Below are 18,896 nucleotides of genomic sequence, written 5' to 3'. Positions count from 1 at the left end.
GGGAGAGTAGGTCGCCGCCTTCCTTTAAAACCTTCATCATGTAATTGATGAAGGTTTTTTTTTGGTTTTAATTTAAATACTCCCACAGCGTGGTAGTAGAGACAGCCCATCGAAAGCTTAGTGTTTTACATAATTATATTGCAGCCCCTGACGTGCTACTCTTTAGCAACACCTTCCAATTTAAAATAGAAAACCAAATCGAACCCGAAGTCTCGGTAGCAACCAATACCTATCATAACTATAGCTAGTAGGTATATATGTAGTGGGTAACTACTACTGACTATTTATTTGCTGCAATTTACAATCCTGAGCTAGCTAACGGGAATGGAGGAAATGTTATCGCGCTTATGCAAGATCAGCGTGACTAATATTGTAGTACAACACGCCTTAAAGTAGAGTGGGGCATGTTAAAGTAAAATTTTAAAAACTTGTTACTTGGATAGTATAATTATAAATAGATCCTTTAAAAGCTACAAGAGATTATATTTATAGTAAATATGCTATAACAATACCAATGATTACGGCACTCATTTTTGTAAGGTTAAATTTGTGATTTTTAGAGCTTTCAAAAAGAATGGTCGTAGAAACATGGAGGAATATACCTATAACTATTGCACTAATTTGAGTTTCGTATTGGTGTATTGCATTATAATTAGTAGCTATAAAATTTCCAATTGGTGTCATTAATGCGAAAAAGAATATAAAAAGAAGGGTAATATGTTGTTTGTAACCAGCGCTAATGAAAAAGAAGGACAATATTATGGCTACAGGTATTTTATGAATGATAACACCAATTAATAAATTATTTTCTTCAGAAATTGGAAAGCCTTCCATAAACGCATGAATACAAAGGCTTATAAAGAGTAACCAGGGAAATTTTTTATTTTCAGTATGTAGATGAACATGACCATGTTCAGCTCCTTTTGAGAAAAATTCTAAGAATATTTGAAGTAATATTCCAATCATTATAAAAACACCTATACTTTTGGAAGGGGTTTCAAATACTTCTGGAAGTAACTCAAAAACAGTAATGGAAAGTAAAAATGCACCACTAAATGCTAAAAATACCTCCATGTTTTGGAGTTCTTTTTTCTTAAGAAAACGGGCAATTATATAACCCACTGCAACAGCTAAAAAAAGTAGTAAGTAATTCATTAATTAAAAATTAGGATTAATCTTTCAGATGTATCTTTGTTAAATTCTTCGAGTTGGTAATTACCAAAAGTTTGTTTTAATTTTATATTTGCTTCTTTAAAATAAGCTTTAAAATCTTCTAAAGTCAATGCTTTTACACGTTCAGTATAAAAATAATCTTTTCCATTATCATTAAACTGTATGTTTTTTATAATATAACCATCTTCAAGGTATTTTTCAATGTGAAATACGATACCATCAACTATTTTTTGCTCAGTAGGCACTAAATTTTTTATAGCCAATTCAACATTTAAAAAATCAATTACTGCGTTTCCGGTATTATTTAATTCAGATTTTATTGCTTTTAGGGTATTTAGGTTGTCAATTTCATTTTTAAAATACCCAAAACTTGTAAAAAGATTAAGAACAGCGTCAAATTTTTTAGGATATGGTAGGCACATATCGTGCACCTCAAAATGTAGTCCTGGTTTTTCATATTGTTTTGCATATTCAATACTTTCTTTAGAAAGATCAATACCAGTGACATTAAACCCTTGCTTGTATAAATATTTGGCGTGGCGGCCTTTTCCACAGGCTAGATCTAGAATTGTATCTTTCTCTTGTAGTTTTAAATAGGTGGTAAGCTTGTTCATAAATAACGCTGCTTCTCTGTGGTCTCTATCTTTATAGAGCAGATGATAATAGCGGGTATTGAACCACGAAGCATACCAATTGTCATTTTCTTTTTGCATACTTATCGTTTCGGCCTGCTAAAATACTGTATTTTTGCAGGAAATCTGTTTATATAGTATGGTAAAGAATTTTAAAATGGTAGCCAAGACCCTTTTTGGCATGGAAGAGCTTTTAGCAACGGAACTTCGTCAATTGGGCGCGTCTTCTATTGAAATTGGAACACGAAACGTTTCCTTTGAAGGTGATACAGGGTTTATGTATAAAGCTAACCTTTGTTGTAGGACCGCGATTAAAATATTAAAACCAATCACAGCTTTTAATATTTTTACTGAAGAAGATCTTTATAAAAAAGTTTATGAGATGCCTTGGGAGAATTATATGGATGTTAACGGAACTTTAGCAGTAAATGCCACAGTTTTTTCTGAAGTTTTTACCCATTCACAATATATAGCCTTAAAAACAAAAGATGCCATTGTTGATCGTTTTCGCGATAGGGAAGGCGTGCGCCCAGATGTAGATTTAGATCATCCTACACTTCGTATTAATGTTCATATTGATAGAAATATTTGCACGGTTTCATTAGATAGCTCTGGAGAATCATTGCATAAACGGGGTTATAAAGTAGAGCGTACGGTAGCGCCCATAAATGAGGTGCTGGCTGCTGGAATTATTATGCTTTCTGGCTGGAATGGACAGTGTAACTTTCTAGACCCCATGTGTGGTGGTGGTACGATTCTAACAGAAGCAGCGATGATAGCCTGTAATATCCCGCCAAATTTAAATAGAGAAGAATTTGGTTTTGAAAATTGGCCGGATTTTGATGTTGCTCTTTATGAAAAGATAGAGGAAGCTGCTTTAAAGAAAGTAAGAGATTTTCCTCATAAGATTTTCGGCTTTGATACAGATTCACTTGCTATTAAAAAAGCAAAAGAAAATATAAAAAGTGCTAACCTTTCCGATTTTATAGAAGTAAAACAGCAAGATTTCTTTGAAAGTGAAAAAGAAATTGACAAACCTTTATACATCGTTTTTAACCCTCCTTACGATGAACGTATTTCGTTGAGTGATGTTGAAAATTTTTATAGCTCTATTGGTAATACACTAAAACGTGGGTATCCAGGAACACAGGCGTGGATGATAACTTCAAATATGGAGGCATTAAAATTTGTGGGACTTCGCCCATCTAGGAAAATAAAGGTTTTTAATGGAAAATTGGAGGCTAAATTAGTGCGCTACGAAATGTATGAAGGAAGTAGGAAGGCTAGTAAACAGTAATTTCATTTAAATACTAAAATTAGTTACTTATTTGAGAATATCATCTTTGGGAATTTCAGTCTTTTTGAATAACGGAATTAAATACGAAATAGAATACCCATAACCTACACCAAATTTACTATAGTCATACGTTCTATTAAATCCTGGAATGTATAGATTGGCAAAATTTTCAGGTTCCTTTTCAGATACCTTTCTTTTTAGCTGTGCGTTGATTGAAAGATAAAGGTTGTTGGCTATTTCAGTTTTTATGCTTATTATAAATTCTGCCCAATGTGCTGATAATCCGCTATACATTTCAGGGGTATTGATTGTTTGTGTTGGGAAAGCAGGATTGTCAGTATAAATTCGGTAGCTTAAAAGCTCTTGTTCAAAGGTGGAAAATCCATAGCGCAAACCCAGTGTTATTGCGTTTTCCATTCCCAACCAGTTTTCATAAGCATTATAATCAAAACCAATTTTAGCATAACTTCCACTGGTTTTTGCCGTAACGTACGGTTCTATCCAATCCTTCTTTTCAGTACCTAATTCTAAAGCGGCATAAAATTTTTTGGTAACTCTAAAATCACCAATAATTTCAAAACCAGAATAACCGTCTTCCAGTACGCTTCGTAATGGTTTGGCTAAATCGATACCTACACGTAACCCAAATTTTTCAACTTTTGAGACGGTATCCTTTTTTACTTCTTTTTTCTTCTGCGCAGACATCACCTGTGTGCAGCAAAAAATGCTAATGCAGCATAGTAATGTGTGGGCTATTTTCATCATTTACAGTATCTCTAATTACACTTACTTGTTGAATCCAGTTTTCGGTTCCTTCGTTTTCTAGATTGGAACTTAAATTATCAAACTCCATTTTAAAGCCACAGGCTCGGTTAACGTACCCGTCGCTTCGTTGATATATAAAGCTTACCTTATCTATATTCACAATTGTATCTGTTGTGGAAATTATACTTCGAATGAACATATATTTTGTGGTGTCGGCATTTGTGTTGAGTGGAATTGTAATTGAATTGGTGCTTAATCGGGTTACCACTTCAACAGAATCAATATTGTCTGTAAGAACAGTTAATACTTCCACATTTTTAGAATTTAATGGATTTATAATATCATTAAATTGAATCACTAAATTTGATGTGGTGGCAGTGCCATCTGGACAGATATCATCTTTCGTACAGCTTTTAAAAGCAAAAATGAGTAGTATGAGTACAATTATTTTTTTAAGCATATTTTAAATGGCTTCTTCTTTACAAGAAATTAGCGTTTTTCCAAAAGTACAACATTTTCTACGTGATGTGTCTGTGGAAACATATCTACAGCTTGCACTTTAACAACTTTATATTTTGAATCTAAAAGGGCCAAATCGCGTGCCTGTGTTGCACTATTACAGCTTACATATACAATTTTTTGGGCATTTAAATTTAGAAGTTGCGCAACAACATCGCCATGCATACCGTCTCTAGGCGGATCGGTGATAACAACATCAGGTTTGCCGTGGGTATTAATAAAATCTTCATTGAAAACCTTTTTCATATCACCAACATAGAATTCTACGTTGTTTATAGTATTTAATTGTGCATTTTCTTTTGCAGCTTCAATGGCATCTGGAACTGCTTCCACCCCAATAACTTTTTTTGCTTTTTTTGCCACAAACTGTGCAATGGTTCCAGTACCGGTATAAAGGTCGTAAACCAATTCGTTTCCTGTTAAACCAGCAAAATCGCGCGTTATTTTGTATAATTCATATGCCTGTTCGCTGTTTGTTTGGTAGAAAGACTTAGCGTTTATTTTAAATTTTAAGCCTTCCATTTCTTCAAAAATATGATCTCTTCCAGCGAAAAGCTCAATTTTTTGATCATACAAGGTATCGTTTCCTTTAGAATTTATTACATATAATAAGGAAGTAATCTGTGGGAATTGTTTTTCGATAGCGCTCAATAGCAGTTTGCGGTTTTCTTCATCTTCATGAAAAAACTGCACTAAAACCATTACTTCTCCAGTTGAAGTAGTGCGAAGCATTAAGGTTCTTAAAAATCCTTCTTGATTTCTTGTGTTGAAAAAAGAAAGGTTTAGGGCTTCCGCCTTCGCTTTAATAAAATCTCTGATTGCGTTACTTGGGTCAGCTTGTAGGAAACAAATATCTAGATCTAAAATTTTATCCCACATACCAGGAATATGAAAACCTAATGCGTTTCGGTTTTCAATAACTTCATTACTTTTTATCTGATCTAGTGTTAACCATTTACTATCACTAAAAGAAAACTCCATTTTATTGCGATAGAAATATTGTTTTTCGGAACCTAAAATAGGTTGAATGTCTGGTAATTCAATTTTTCCGATACGTTGTAAATTCTGTACAACTTCCTTTTGCTTATAGAATAATTGATGATCGTAAGCTAAGTTTTGCCATTTGCAACCACCACAAGTTCCAAAATGCGGACAAAGGGGTTCTGTACGCTTTTCAGAATATTTTGAAATGGAAATTATTGAAGCTTCATAAAAAGCTTTTTTCTTTTTAAAAGTTTGCACCGTAACTGTATCGCCAGGTACTGCATTATTTATAAAAACCACTCTACCATCAGGAGCTTTTGCAACTGCTTTTCCTTTTGCACCTGCATCAATGACTTCTAGGTTTTCTAAAACTATTCTGTTATTTCGTCTTGCCATAGGCGCAAAAATAGCTTGTTTTTAGAAAATGAAACGATATATTCGATTTAGATTTAAAAATTATTATTTCGTGTCAATTTCCTTTTACAATTAATTGAAGTTTGTTAAAAACACAGGGACCATATATTAAACAACTGTCTTATGGGAATGCTAGTCATTTTTTTATGAAAGGGGTGATTAAAAATAGGTTACAGCCTTAATGAGTTGCATTCTTTAAGAAGACTCTAAATGTTGTGCCTTGATTTACTTGGCTTTCAACCGCTATTTTACCTCCTAAAGCTTCCACTTGGTTTTTTGTAATAAAGAGCCCTATTCCGCGTGAATCTTTTTGATTGTGAAAGGTATTATACATACCAAAAAGTTTTTCACCATACGTTTCTAAATCGATCCCCAACCCATTATCTTTAAAATTTAAAACAACATAAACATCTTCAATAGCAGAAAAAACTTCTATCATTGATTTTCTATTAGGATGACGATATTTTATGGCGTTTGTAATAAAGTTTAGTATAATACTATCCAGATAGGCTGGGATTGCGGACACTTCTATGTTTTTATTCGTGGTATTGTGTATCGTAACATCAGAGGTTTCAGTCAAGCCTTTTACGGTTGCAATTGCATTTTCTATATAGGTATGTACATTCAGAGATTCGAGGTTGTCGTATAGTTTTGTATTTATTATTACTACATCATTTAAATGCTGAACAGTCTCGTTTAAGTTTTCAGAAGCTAATTTAAGGTTTTCGTAGAACTCATTTTCAGAGAAATAGGGGATTTCTGACGCCATAATAGCTAAGAGCATACTTATATTGCCGGTATGCGATCTTAAATTATGTGAAACGATGTATGCAAAGTTTATGAGCCGCTTGTTTTGATCCTTCATTGTTTCAATTAAGGCCTTCTTTTCAGTAATGTTTTGTAGTTGAGATACAAAGTGAATTGCTTCTCCCATATCATTTCTAACTAGAGATACTGATAAATTTACCCAAACGATAGCTCCATCCTTACGGAAATAGCGCTTTTCCATATGATAGCTTTCGCGTTTTCTAAGGAGTAGTTCTTCCAATAACGTTAGGTCTTTTTCCAAATCATCGGGGTGGGTTATTTCTCTAAAAGTTGTTTTATAAAGTTCCTTTTTAGAATATCCCAGTATTTTACAAACGCTTTCATTGACAGTTAGCCATTCACCTGTTAAGCCAACGAGGGCCATCCCAATAGAAGCATGCTCAAAGGTTTGCCGAAACTGTTCTTCCCTTATTGCTGTATCTTCCTGGATTTTTTTTGATTCGTCTATGTCCTGAATTAATCCGTACAAACGAATACACGATTTGTTTTTGAATTCTGGTACTCCAATAATTCTCACCCATTTTTTAATATTAGTATGGGTGTTTACTTTAAGTTCTAAATCAATTTTTCTTCCTTTGTATACCGCTGTTTTTATTGCATTTAGAATTGTAACTCTGTTTTTTCCTTCTGGAAAAAAGTTTAAAGTGTTTTCTGTCTCTGGAATGAAATCTTTAGGGACATCCAGCATTTTTTTGGTATAATCACTCCAGGTGGTTTCTTTTTTTAAAAAATCTATTTCCCACGTTCCACTTTTAACTACGTTATTGGAGATGTCTAAAAGGTCTTGATATTTTTTTAAAAGCGATTCAGTGTTTTTTTTCTCAGTAATATCCTGGTTTGTACCCACCATTAGTAGCGGTTGGCCCTCTGGAGTTCTAGTTTCAAGCCTCCCTTTGGCCATAATCCATACCCAATGACCTTGTCTGTGTTTTAACCGGATTTCACATTGATAAAAATTGGAATTACCCTCAAAATGTTCTTTTAGAAGAACCTCTGATTTATCTATAAATTTTGGATGGAATAAATCAGCCCATTTTTTGGAGGTCATGGGTTCTAATTCTGAAAGTTGATAACCTAAAATATTTGCCCAATTTTCATTACATTCTATATCCCCAGTTTGTACGTTATATTTCCAAGTACCTATACCGGTATCGTTAAAAATATGTGGGTAATTTTTCATAAAATATTAGCTTAGATACTAAAACTTTCTAGTAGGTGAGTTCTATTATTGATGTTTATATTTGACTTTCAATATAAAATATTTTTAAAACCTTTTCTCTACTATTTTAATTTTTTTTACGCCTAAGTAAACCAATAGGTAATTGCTTTATTATGATGGTAATATTCGTTAATTTTGCCAATACAGGGATGATTTCTCTCCATTAAGCAGGAATCAGATATATTTTTACTTCAAATTATTACAATCTTATGTCAGTTTTAGAACACACAGCTTCACAGAAAGCTATCGATTTAGAAAACAAGTACGGAGCCCATAACTATCATCCACTTCCTGTGGTTTTGAACAGGGGGGATGGCGTATATGTTTGGGATGTGGATGGCAAAAAATATTACGATTTTCTTTCAGCATATTCTGCGGTAAACCAAGGGCATTGTCACCCAAAAATTGTTGCTGCAATGACCGAACAAGCCAAAACACTTACGCTTACTTCTCGTGCGTTTTATAACGATATGCTAGGAAAATATGAGAAATTTGCTTGCGAATTTTTCAATTTTGACAAATTACTACCTATGAATACAGGCGCTGAAGCAGTGGAAACAGCCTTGAAAATTTGCCGTAAATGGGCTTATGAGAAAAAAGGAATTAATGAGAATGAAGCTGAAATTATTGTTTGTGAAAATAATTTTCATGGCCGAACAACAACTATTATTTCTTTTAGTAATGATCCTGTTGCGAGAAACCATTTTGGACCTTACACAAAAGGCTTTATAAAAATAGAATACAACAATCTAGTTGCCCTTGAAGAACAATTAGAAAGCAACAAAAATATTGCAGGCTTTTTAGTGGAGCCAATTCAAGGAGAAGCTGGTGTTTACGTTCCTTCTGAAGGATATTTAAGCCAAGCTAAAGCATTGTGTGAGAAACATAATGTACTTTTTATTGCTGATGAAGTACAAACTGGAATTGCGCGTACCGGAAAACTTTTGGCTGTTGATCATGAAAATGTGAAGCCAGATATTTTAATTTTAGGGAAAGCTTTGAGTGGTGGTGCTTACCCTGTTTCGGCAGTATTGGCTGATAATGAGATTATGAGTGTTATAAAACCAGGAAATCACGGATCAACCTTTGGAGGAAACCCAATTGCAGCAGCAGTAGCAATTGCTGCCTTAAGTGTTGTTAAAGATGAGAAACTTGCTGAAAACGCAGCGCGTCTTGGGGAAAAGTTTAGAAGTGAATTAAATAAATACATCGAGACCAGCAGTATAGCAAATCTTGTTCGCGGGAAAGGATTGTTAAACGCTGTAGTTATTAATGACTCTGAAAATAGTGATACTGCATGGAATATTTGCCTTAAACTTCGTGATAATGGCCTTCTTGCAAAACCTACGCATGGAAATATTATTCGTTTTGCACCCCCATTAGTTATGAATGAAGATCAATTGATGGATTGTGTTTCTATAATAATAGAAACATTGAAAAGTTTTGAATAGCTTCTATTAATTATAAGTTTAAATAAAAAACGTCCCTGAGAAATCAGGGACGTTTTTTATTTAAGAGATTAATTTTCGAAAAGAAACACTTTTTTAATTCCGAATAATAGCTTTATAATCAATAACAATATCATTAGCAGTGATAAGTTTTACTAAATAAACGCCATCACTAAGATTTCCGGTGTAGAAATTATATTTGGTATTGTTACCAAGGTTTGATTCAGAAATAACCAACTTACCTGCCATATCGTATATAGAAGCTGTTTTAATAGTATAGCCTTCAGGATTTTTTATTTCTAATTGATGTGCTGAGTTGTTTTGAAAGAAATCTACACTTTCAAGAACAACTTCTATTGTTTCCAGTTCACTTGTTGGAGTGTCGCTTTTATTATTTGGATCACGGAAGACAATGAAATATCTGTTGTCGTAAGTGCCCGCTGGTAAGTTAAGCGTTAAAGGCTTATTTGCGTTAATAGATATATTTAAATAGGTGTCTTGCTCTCTGTCAAAAAGGTAAATTTGTTTGTACAATTTATTTACTTCTTCAACAACTCTTATTTTAATACTTGTTGCATTTTTTAATTTAAAGGCAATAGGAATCTGTTTTTCTAAATCGTATTTCACAGAATTGATTACGTATGGACGACGTTCATTGTTATTTTCAACAGGAAAATAGGCGTCTGTAGCTAAGCCCATTGGACTTAAACCATCCATTCCACGATCATAACCATCTGTAGATTGATCTGAGAAAGTCAATAACATTTCTCTTGTCAATGCATCGTCAAAAACAATGTGAAAACGTGTTTGTGGAATTCTAGGATCAGCTAAAATACTTGCGGCAGTGGCAGTTACATTCGTTGGTGCCTCAGGATTGTTTTCAGTATTTCTGTCTCCATTCACATCATTACTAGGTCTGTGAAAAACGGAATGGGTAGCTGGACTTTCTATAATATACCTTCTATGTGAATTTTTAATAATAACATCCGTTTTAGCTCCGGTACCTACAAACATAATTCCTTGGCCTATAGGGGCAAAACGATGATTCACTGTCTGATTACCACTGCTTCCAGTAGAAGTACTTCCGCCCCCAGCAGTCCATATATAAAAAGGTGCATTTACATAGCTCCCTGGTTCTATAGTAGTATCTGGTTGGCTGGTTCCTGGTGTATAAACCCCATATCCATAAGGCTTATCACCATAATTGTGACTAGCTACCGTGCGATCTTCATCATAGAAATAAAAAACTGACAGAGCACTATTGTCTGGGTCGTAAAACACGCGATTTAAATCTAATGCAGAAGGGTATGGGTTTCCTGTTAGTGTCATTCTAGCATCAGAGCCATCGGGGCCTTGAACTGGAATTGTATAATTACCGTTATTTGGTCTACCACGGAATTCGTATAATTGGTTTAAGGTTCCTACTGGGCCAACCCCTTTCATAGTAAAACCAAAGCCAGCTGGCGCAGCATTATTGCTATTCATTCGTACATAGTTGCCTTCTGCTTCTGTTCCTGGTTCCATAAAAGTGTATAGCCATCGTGTAGATATTGTAAGAGGCGAAACACTTCCATCACGACCAGTAGTTGTTTCTACTACCTCTGCATTTGTGCCTGTAGTACCGCTTAATGATTCGTATAAGCTTAAAACCCCAAAATTTTTATCTCCAGGTACTAAGGGCGCATCTACTGGGTTTCCGACAGGAGAGCACCATAAGTAATAAGAAAACATATTTGTAATTGGGGTATTTTGTTGAACAGAAAGAAATCCGCTTCCAGTATTTGTAGAAGTAGTTTCACTTTGAATCAATTGCCCATCTCCACGCAAGTAAATACTAGCTTCAAGAGTTTCAGTTGGGTTTTTCGTTAAGTTTATATAATTGTCTACAAATAAAATTTGATCTTTAACATATACATAAGAATCTTCCGCACCAGCAGTAGGTTTTACAGTCAATTGCGCAAAAGCTGCACCAGATATTAAAAATGATATCGAGATTAATAGTAGGCTTTTCATATTTTTGCATTTTAGAAACCTCTTTTACTAGGGCTATAAAAAAGATTTAATAGGCTACAAATTTAAAGATAATATTGTAAATATTAACCTATTTGTCGTTAAAAGCCTGTAATTTTTGATATTATACATTTTAATTTGGATTAAGACATTCCCAAATTTTCTTTAAAAGAAATAAAACATATTTTTATGAATAAAGGTGATAAGGTTTCGGTTCTAGATGATGCAATTTCTGGAGTTGTAACTGCTGTAAATGGAAATGAAATAACACTTTTAACTGCAGATGGTTTTGAAATTAACTATTCAAAAGAAGAGCTTATCGTTATAGACGGTTCTATTTCAAAAAAAGAATTAGCAAGAATGGATTATTCATCTATAATTACTGATAAGGAGAATAAAAAACCTGGAAAAACAAAGCGAATTAAGCCCAAAGAGCGAAATTTGCCGCCCATGGAAGTTGACTTACATATTAATCAATTACTACCAAAAACCAAAGGACTTAATAACTACGAAATACTTAATATACAGGTGGATACAGCAAAACGTCAGTTAGATTTTGCGATATCTAAACGTATTCAGAAAGTGGTATTTATTCACGGTGTGGGGGAAGGAGTTTTAAGAACTGAATTAGCGTACCTCTTTAACCGCTACGATAATGTAAAATTTTATGATGCCGATTACCAAAAATATGGTCGTGGTGCTACCGAAGTTTATATTTACCAGAGTAAAAACACATAAAAATTAATAGCCTAATTTTAAAGCGTCGGGGTAATTTTTATTGTTAAAATCTCAACGTTTTCAATAGTCCCCAAGTCTAGGGTTTCTATTATGATTTGTTCTTCACCATTTACCAAAACTAAATTTTTCAAAGTTATCTGAACGGATTTAGCTATTTTATATTCGTGTTCTCGATACGTTTTAACTTCATAGGTATTTGCAACCGCACGGTTAAGATAATCGGGGCCTACATTCGCATCAGTAACATCGTTTGTAGGGTTTAAATCCATATTTTTATCTTCATAACGAGTAATTACTGTATCCCCATCATCGTCATCATCTAAAAAATCAGGCACGCCATCACCGTCGGTATCTTTAGGATTTGTGGTAGGGTCATCATCAGTGTCATCAATATTTAATTCTTGGGCAGTGGGTACATTATCCCCATCATCATCAAAATCATAAATATCTAAAAGCCCATCGCCATCGGTATCACCCGTGCTTTCATACGCCTCTGGCACATTGTCATTGTCTTCATAGACAAAAGTAGTGGTTAGCACCGCAGTACCTGAAACCGCAACATAATCTACCGTAACATTGGGTGATGTAGGTGGAATGCTACTGCAAAAATAATTACTGCCAAGGGTACCGTCATAGTTTCTATAATTTACTAAAATGGAAGTTCCGTTTAGCTGATAAGTTTTAGCACCTTCCACTTCATAAAGAACGTCTGTAACCGCCAATTTTAATGAAATGCTTTCTTGGTTATCTGGATTTATTTTATAAAAAACATAATCGCCATTTTCGCCACAGTTGTTTAAATCTGTATCGTCAAAATTGAAGGTGGTTACAATTATATCACCGTCATTACAGCCTTGTAGGAGTATGGCAAAAAGAAGAATAGCAAAAAAATGCTTCATAGTTACTTTTTTAAAACACAAAGTAACGCATTTCTTTTTAACTGAAAGGTGGGCAAATTTATTTTAATATGTATTTTTGTCAAACAAACAACCTAATAAATCTACCTAGTACGCTAGATTTAATGCTGACCAATTTTATTTAATAGTTTGCCTAATGAAAAAAGTTTATTTTGATAGTGCTGCAACCACACAGCTAAGAGATGAAGTTATAACCCACATTGCTGAAGTCTTAAAAAACGAATACGGAAATCCCTCATCTACTCACTCTTATGGTAGGTCATCTAAATCTTTACTTGAAACTGCAAGAAAAGATATCGCTAAATTTTTAAATGTTTCTGCAAGTGAAATTATCTTTACTTCAGGTGGCACGGAGGCGGATAATTTAATACTTACAAGCGCTGTTCGCGATCTTGGCGTAACGCGAATTATTTCAAGCAAAATTGAACATCATGCCGTATTGCATACTATTGAGTGGCTTGAAAAAGAACACGCTATTCAGATAGATTTTGTGAAATTAGACGATTGTGGTCATGTTGATTATGAGCATCTAAAAGAACTTTTGGTTAACACTTCTCATAAAACTTTAGTTAGTTTAATGCATGTTAATAATGAAGTTGGTAATATCCTTGAATTAAAAAAGGTAGCGCTACTTTGTAAAGAATATGACGCACTTTTCCATAGTGATACGGTGCAATCTGTAGGTCATTTTGAGCTTGATTTTTCAGAAATTCCTATTGATTTTGCTGCTGCTGCTGCACATAAATTTCATGGACCTAAGGGAGCGGGCTTTGCTTTTATTAGAAAAAACTCAGGATTGCGTTCCTTAATTCACGGGGGGCAACAAGAACGAGGTTTGAGAGCTGGAACTGAAGCGGTTTATGCTATTGCCGGCATGTCTGAAGCACTTAAGTTATCATACCAAAACTTAGAAGAGGAACGCAACTATATTATTGGATTAAAAAATTACTTTAAAGAACAGCTTTCCAATACAATTCCCAATTTAAAATTTAATGGAAGTTGCGATGATAATGCACGTAGTACCTATACATTATTGAATGTATGCTTGCCAATTACCCCAGAAAAAGCAATGTTATTATTGTTTCAATTAGACTTGAAAGGAATTGCGTGTTCTAAAGGAAGTGCTTGCCAGAGTGGGGCAGAAGGCGGTTCGCATGTTTTAAAAGCCTTTCTTTCAGAAGAAGATATGAAAAAACCTTCTCTTAGATTTTCATTTTCTAGCTTCAACACTAAAGAAGATGTTGATTATGTGGTTGATGTTTTAAAGGATTATATTGAAAACGGCATTTAAGCTAGAATTTTTAAATGCTTTTCCTTTCTTTTAAATAAAATAGTAAGGCTCTAAAACTTCGCAGTTACACGCAAATTAAATACTCGTGGCGTTAAATAGTTTGGGATCGAATATTGAACCTTGGTGTAAACATCTCTTACAAAGGTGTTTGTGATAGAGTTTTGTACGTCAAAAATATTGAAGATTTCTGCGCCTACACTAAATTCTTTAAATGGTTTTAACCAACCACTGTCTCTTAGCTTAGTGTCGTCTACAATTACATAACTTACGCCGAGATCAGCACGTTTGTAATCTGGCAAACGCACTTGATAGTTGTAAGGATCTGCATAACTAGGGGAACCACCTGGTAAGCCTGTATTATAGGTTAGGTTAAGATACATTTTAAGCGAAGGAATCACTTTTACGTAATCTTGAAAAAGCATCCCAAATTTTAAGCGCTGGTCTGTAGGCCTAAAGATGTAGCCTCGATCGTCAATATTTTCTTCAGTTTTTAAATACCCAAAACTCAACCAGCTTTCCGTTCCAGGGACAAATTCACCTGCTAAGCGCAAATCAAGTCCGTAGGAGTAGGCAACCGCATTATTGTTCGCACGGTATCGAATTCGTACGTTTTCTAGCGTATATGGGTTTACATCGGTTATGTTTTTATAGTACAATTCAGAATTTAATCTAAAAGGGCGGTCCCACATTTGGAAGCTGTAATCATTTCCTAAAACAATATGAATCGATTTTTGAGCCTTTACATCTGGGCGAACAGTTCCTGAAGAATCCCGTAATTCTCTATAAAATGGGGGTTGGTGATACACACCTCCAGAAAGTCTGAAAAGCATGTCCATTTCCCACTCTGGTTTTAAAGTAAGTTGCGCACGAGGACTAAAAACCGTTTGTGTGGTACTTGTAATATCTTTTCCGCTTACGGTCCAATTGTGTGCTCTAATACCTGCATTTAACCATAGCTCACTACTTCCTAGCTGTGTTTTTCTGCTCCATTGTGCATATCCTGAAATTCGGTCTATTTGCGTATCGTTCATTGCACGAACGTTGGTATATGGTTCAATAGGGGAGGTATCTGGATCGTATGGTTGATTGTTTGGTGGAAATATTGGCGGACGAATAGAGAACCCAGCAGAATCGATAATTTCATATTCCTGTACACGATCACGAATGTCTTCCCGTGTATATTTAATACCGTACTCTATATTATTATCTTCAAGAGAAAGATTTCCTTTATGTTCTAGGTTTAAAATTAATGCATCCAGATCATTTCTTGCATGTGTAAGTTGCCCGCCAATGCCACGTGTAAACTCTACGGTACCAAGGTCTTCACTGCCAATTTCTGTGTTTACTTCTCCCAGACGATATTCGGCAAGGATGTCATAATATTCCTGCTCGGTAGTTTGATACAGGGAGCCAATAAACTTAGCGGTATAATTATCTGAAACCACCCAAGTAGACTTCAACGCACCAAAATAGGTGTTGTATTTGTCTTCCTCACGGCCTTCATAAAACACAAGTAACGCAATTGGATCTGTAATGGTTCCGAAGTTAGTTTGTCTGGTTAATGGTCTATAATTGTATTCATTGATGGAAACATTTCCTAAAAAGCTTAGCTCAAATTTATTATTAAACTTATACGTTAGGTAAGTTTGCGCATCTGCAAATTTTGGTTCATAGTTGGTTTCAGTTTCTTTTGCGTTAACAAGTAGGCTGTTATCGCGATACCGAATTCCTAAAACTCCTGAAAGTCGTCCGTTTTTTGAAATTCCTTCTACCGAACCACTAGCTCCTAATAAGCTTGCATCAATTGAAGCTCCAAAAGCTACAGGCTTACGGTATGTAATGTCTAAAACAGAAGAAAGTTTGTCCCCATATTTCGCTTGAAAACCTCCGGCGGAAAAGTCAACATTACTAGTAAGATCACTATTTACAAAGCTTAAGCCTTCTTGTTGTCCACTTCGTACAAGAAAAGGGCGGTACACTTCAATTTCGTTTACATACACTAAATTTTCGTCGTAGTTTCCACCACGAACCGCATACTGTGTACTGAGTTCATCATTTCCACTAACCCCAGGAAGTGATTTTAAAAGGTTTTCTACTCCTGCATTGGCGCCCACCATTTTTCGGATTACTTCAGGAGAAATTGTGGTTACACCTTCAATTCGTTTATTTTCACGTCCAGAAATAACCACCTCACTAATTTGTTCGATAGTGGTATTCATCACGGGATTAAGCTCGTAATCCTCATTTGGTGAGAGATTTACGGTGATTTGCACTTTTTTATGACTAACATGCGAAAATGAAATAATTACATCTTCGTTTGAAGGGACTTCCAAAAAATAAAAACCATTGAAATCTGAAATAGTTCCAGAGTCTTTATAGATTACATTGGCTCCAGAAACGGGGATCTTATTTTCGTCTAGAATAATTCCTTTTATTACTGCTTTCTGAGCAAACATAGCGGTTGCAAAAAGAAAGAAAAGGAGTGTAAGCGGTAGTTTTATTGTTTTCAAAAGCAAGGATTAGGGTTGTTTTCTGAAAAATTTTGCTTCAAATGTAGCACTATTTCCAACATTATCTGTTACAATAAGTTTGAAATTGTTTTCAGATTCTAGATTCACATTATCATTAAAATTATATACTAGAACGTCTTTTTTGTAATCATATTCCATCAAAATGAATTTTTCATTAATGGTTGCTCTGTATGAGCTAATTCCACTAAGGTCATCTGTAATTTTTAGGTATAAGAAATTTTGGTTGCTAATCCATTTTCCTTCAGAAAAATTAATGGGTTTTATTATTGGAGCATCAGTATCTGTCGCTACCGTATAACTTCCGAAGGTTCTTGTTTTTCCTGTAAGTTTATCGCCATTTCGAGTTGTAGAAGTATACTCGGGGAGTCCTTTATAATTTAACCTTCCAATATACAATTTGTCTTTATCTGCTTCAGTATATGCTGAAATGTCTGCTGTAATTATAATATTGCTGTGTATTGGAATCACATCTTCATGAAATTTTAAAACATCGCCAGTGGCTTGAATGTCTAAATAGGTGTTTTCATAAAGGCTATTTGCAGGAATATAAATACTGAATTTACCCTTGGTTATTGAAGTGGCGTGGTCTGCATATATATAATCTGCTGTTTTTTCAATATTTTTTGGTTCTAATATTTCCATATTTTTGCCTTCAATAGGAACAGAAACGTACATTCTGTTGCCTTTAAAATCATTTACCTCAATAGTATATATGGATTGAAGACTGTCTGTAAGGGTTATAAAACCGTTGTCATCCTCTTTGGTAATGATGCTTAAGGGATTGTTTTCTTCCCGAAAAAGCTTTTGCACCATACTTCGGTTGGTTTCATAATAATTATAATCTGTATAGCGATTTAAATAGCGCGTTTCTGAAAAAGAAAATTTATTAAAAAGCACTTCAAATTTTTCAGAACCATTGAAACGAGTTTCAATTTTGTAGGAACCATTTTTGTTTGACGCGCCATCTTGTTGGTCGTAAGTGGTAATTCCGAAGCCAATTTTTCCAAATGCATTTATGTTTTCGGTTTTATAATTGCCGTCTTTTTGTTTAATCAGCCTTAGTTTTGTTCTGTTTTGACTTTGATTTACATGTGCCTCTTCGCCTATGGGATATGCAAATATCGCACTGACAATTGGTTCTTTTGAATCTGGTATTTCTATTCCGAAAAGCAGCGGATTCATTGGTCTTTGTGAAGAATCACGTATTTCAAAATGCAGGTGTGGCCCCCCACTTCCACCAGTATTTCCTGTGTAGGCAATGATGTCACCTTTTTTAACGGGTATTAGTGATTTCTCTGGAAAAAGTTCTATTTCAAAAGTCTCTTTTTTATATTGTGTATCTTTTACATATTTTTCAATATCGCCTGCAAAACTTCGTAAGTGAGCATAAACAGTGGTGTAGCCGTTTGGGTGAAGGAGGTAAAGTGCTTTGCCATATCCAAAATGTTGTACATTAATACGGCTTACATACCCATCAGCTGGGGCATAAACAGGCAAGCCTTCTCTTTGTTGTGTTTTTAAATCAAGGCCACTGTGAAAATGATTGGCGCGCATTTCACCAAAATTACCCGATAGTACTAAATCTATATCTAAGGGATTCGAAAAATAATCTATAGGAATATTGTTTTGACCAAACGACATTCCACAACTAAAAAGGAGTACTAAAAAAATATTCTTCATGCTGTAAAATTAAGAATATGGAGGGATTATAAAGGGAGTGGAAATGATTTATTGCACATTTTTTCAATATTACAAAAAATTATGTAAAACTGTTTGCTTATTAGGGATGGTATGCTAACTTTGTGTAAGAAGTATTGAACACAGATTTTAATGAGTAATCTTTCTGAAATAGTTGATTCTCTTGAAAATAGAATTGGCAACCTGCTCGCAAGGCATGAGAATTTAAAAAAAGCCAATACGGAATTGGAAGAAGAACTCGCAGTTTTAAAATCGAAACAACAACAATTCCAAAGTGAAATTGAAGTTTGGGCCGAAAAGTGCAACTCATTAAAATTAGCAAATTCAATGCTTGGCAGCGACCAACATAAACGAGAAACTAAACTCAAGATAAACGCTCTAATTCGGGAAATTGATCAATGTATCACACAACTTTCTGAATAAAAATATAAC

15 protein-coding genes are annotated in these 18,896 nt (G+C 34.5%); 5 read left to right on the top strand and 10 right to left on the bottom strand.

The window, feature by feature from the left end; genetic code table 11:
• Positions 1-486 precede the first annotated feature (486 nt).
• Positions 487-1,155, bottom strand: a complete 669-nt coding sequence (locus ABJ955_RS11685) for a ZIP family metal transporter (RefSeq protein ID WP_347374803.1) — start codon at positions 1,153-1,155, stop codon at positions 487-489.
• Positions 1,155-1,886 (bottom strand): class I SAM-dependent methyltransferase, encoded by a 732-nt coding sequence (locus tag ABJ955_RS11680; RefSeq protein WP_347374802.1) that lies wholly within the window; start codon positions 1,884-1,886, stop codon positions 1,155-1,157. The genes ABJ955_RS11685 and ABJ955_RS11680 overlap by 1 nt, the downstream gene beginning before the upstream one ends.
• A gap of 58 nt (positions 1,887-1,944) precedes the next feature.
• Between ABJ955_RS11680 and ABJ955_RS11675 the strand changes: the two genes are divergently transcribed.
• The gene (locus ABJ955_RS11675; protein ID WP_347374801.1) at positions 1,945-3,102 is read left to right on the top strand and encodes a THUMP domain-containing protein; all 1,158 of its coding nucleotides are present in this window, start codon (positions 1,945-1,947) and stop codon (positions 3,100-3,102) included.
• 27 nt (positions 3,103-3,129) lie between these two features.
• Here the strand turns inward: ABJ955_RS11675 and ABJ955_RS11670 are convergent, their stop codons facing one another.
• From ABJ955_RS11670 to ABJ955_RS11655, 4 genes are all read right to left on the bottom strand, one after another.
• The gene (locus ABJ955_RS11670; protein WP_347374800.1) at positions 3,130-3,867 is read right to left on the bottom strand and encodes a DUF6048 family protein; all 738 of its coding nucleotides are present in this window, start codon (positions 3,865-3,867) and stop codon (positions 3,130-3,132) included.
• Positions 3,830-4,327, bottom strand: a complete 498-nt coding sequence (locus ABJ955_RS11665; protein ID WP_347374799.1) for a DUF6452 family protein — start codon at positions 4,325-4,327, stop codon at positions 3,830-3,832. Before ABJ955_RS11665 ends, ABJ955_RS11670 begins: the two co-directional genes overlap by 38 nt.
• A gap of 29 nt (positions 4,328-4,356) precedes the next feature.
• A complete protein-coding gene (rlmD, locus tag ABJ955_RS11660) occupies positions 4,357-5,766 on the bottom strand; it encodes a 23S rRNA (uracil(1939)-C(5))-methyltransferase RlmD (protein ID WP_347374798.1) in 1,410 nt (469 codons plus the stop codon).
• 196 nt (positions 5,767-5,962) lie between these two features.
• Positions 5,963-7,792: a PAS domain S-box protein gene (locus tag ABJ955_RS11655; protein ID WP_347374797.1), complete on the bottom strand. Its 1,830-nt coding sequence runs from the start codon at positions 7,790-7,792 to the stop codon at positions 5,963-5,965.
• Positions 7,793-8,040: 248 nt separating this feature from the next.
• On the opposite strand from ABJ955_RS11655, the gene rocD reads away from it, so the two are divergent.
• Entirely contained in the window at positions 8,041-9,282 is a 1,242-nt protein-coding gene (gene rocD / locus ABJ955_RS11650) for an ornithine--oxo-acid transaminase (protein ID WP_347374796.1), read from the top strand.
• A 93-nt stretch (positions 9,283-9,375) separates the two neighbouring features.
• Here rocD and ABJ955_RS11645 read toward each other — a convergent pair whose 3' ends face one another.
• Positions 9,376-11,292 carry a T9SS type A sorting domain-containing protein gene (locus ABJ955_RS11645; RefSeq protein ID WP_347374795.1) on the bottom strand — a complete coding sequence of 639 codons (1,917 nt, stop codon included), beginning with the start codon at positions 11,290-11,292 and terminating at the stop codon, positions 9,376-9,378.
• 186 nt (positions 11,293-11,478) lie between these two features.
• Here ABJ955_RS11645 and ABJ955_RS11640 point away from each other — a divergent pair, with 186 nt between their 5' ends.
• Positions 11,479-12,027, top strand: coding sequence for a Smr/MutS family protein (locus ABJ955_RS11640; protein WP_347374794.1), 549 nt, complete (start codon positions 11,479-11,481; stop codon positions 12,025-12,027).
• 17 nt (positions 12,028-12,044) lie between these two features.
• Here the strand turns inward: ABJ955_RS11640 and ABJ955_RS11635 are convergent, their stop codons facing one another.
• On the bottom strand, positions 12,045-12,926 hold the full coding sequence (locus ABJ955_RS11635) for a hypothetical protein (RefSeq protein ID WP_347374793.1): 882 nt from the start codon (positions 12,924-12,926) through the stop codon (positions 12,045-12,047).
• 154 nt (positions 12,927-13,080) lie between these two features.
• Between ABJ955_RS11635 and ABJ955_RS11630 the strand changes: the two genes are divergently transcribed.
• Complete coding sequence (locus tag ABJ955_RS11630) at positions 13,081-14,235, top strand: cysteine desulfurase family protein (RefSeq protein ID WP_347374792.1); 1,155 nt, start codon at positions 13,081-13,083, stop codon at positions 14,233-14,235.
• Between the two features lie 50 nt (positions 14,236-14,285).
• Here the strand turns inward: ABJ955_RS11630 and ABJ955_RS11625 are convergent, their stop codons facing one another.
• Complete coding sequence (locus ABJ955_RS11625; RefSeq protein WP_347374809.1) at positions 14,286-16,691, bottom strand: carboxypeptidase-like regulatory domain-containing protein; 2,406 nt, start codon at positions 16,689-16,691, stop codon at positions 14,286-14,288.
• A 63-nt stretch (positions 16,692-16,754) separates the two neighbouring features.
• A complete protein-coding gene (locus ABJ955_RS11620; protein WP_347374791.1) occupies positions 16,755-18,446 on the bottom strand; it encodes a M23 family metallopeptidase in 1,692 nt (563 codons plus the stop codon).
• A gap of 150 nt (positions 18,447-18,596) precedes the next feature.
• Here ABJ955_RS11620 and ABJ955_RS11615 point away from each other — a divergent pair, with 150 nt between their 5' ends.
• Positions 18,597-18,887 carry a hypothetical protein gene (locus ABJ955_RS11615; protein ID WP_347374790.1) on the top strand — a complete coding sequence of 97 codons (291 nt, stop codon included), beginning with the start codon at positions 18,597-18,599 and terminating at the stop codon, positions 18,885-18,887.
• Positions 18,888-18,896 lie beyond the last annotated feature (9 nt).

This window comes from Aequorivita sp. Q41 (genome assembly GCF_039831855.1).
GTDB lineage: Bacteria > Bacteroidota > Bacteroidia > Flavobacteriales > Flavobacteriaceae > Aequorivita.
This window is presented reverse-complemented; position numbering and strand designations above follow the sequence as displayed.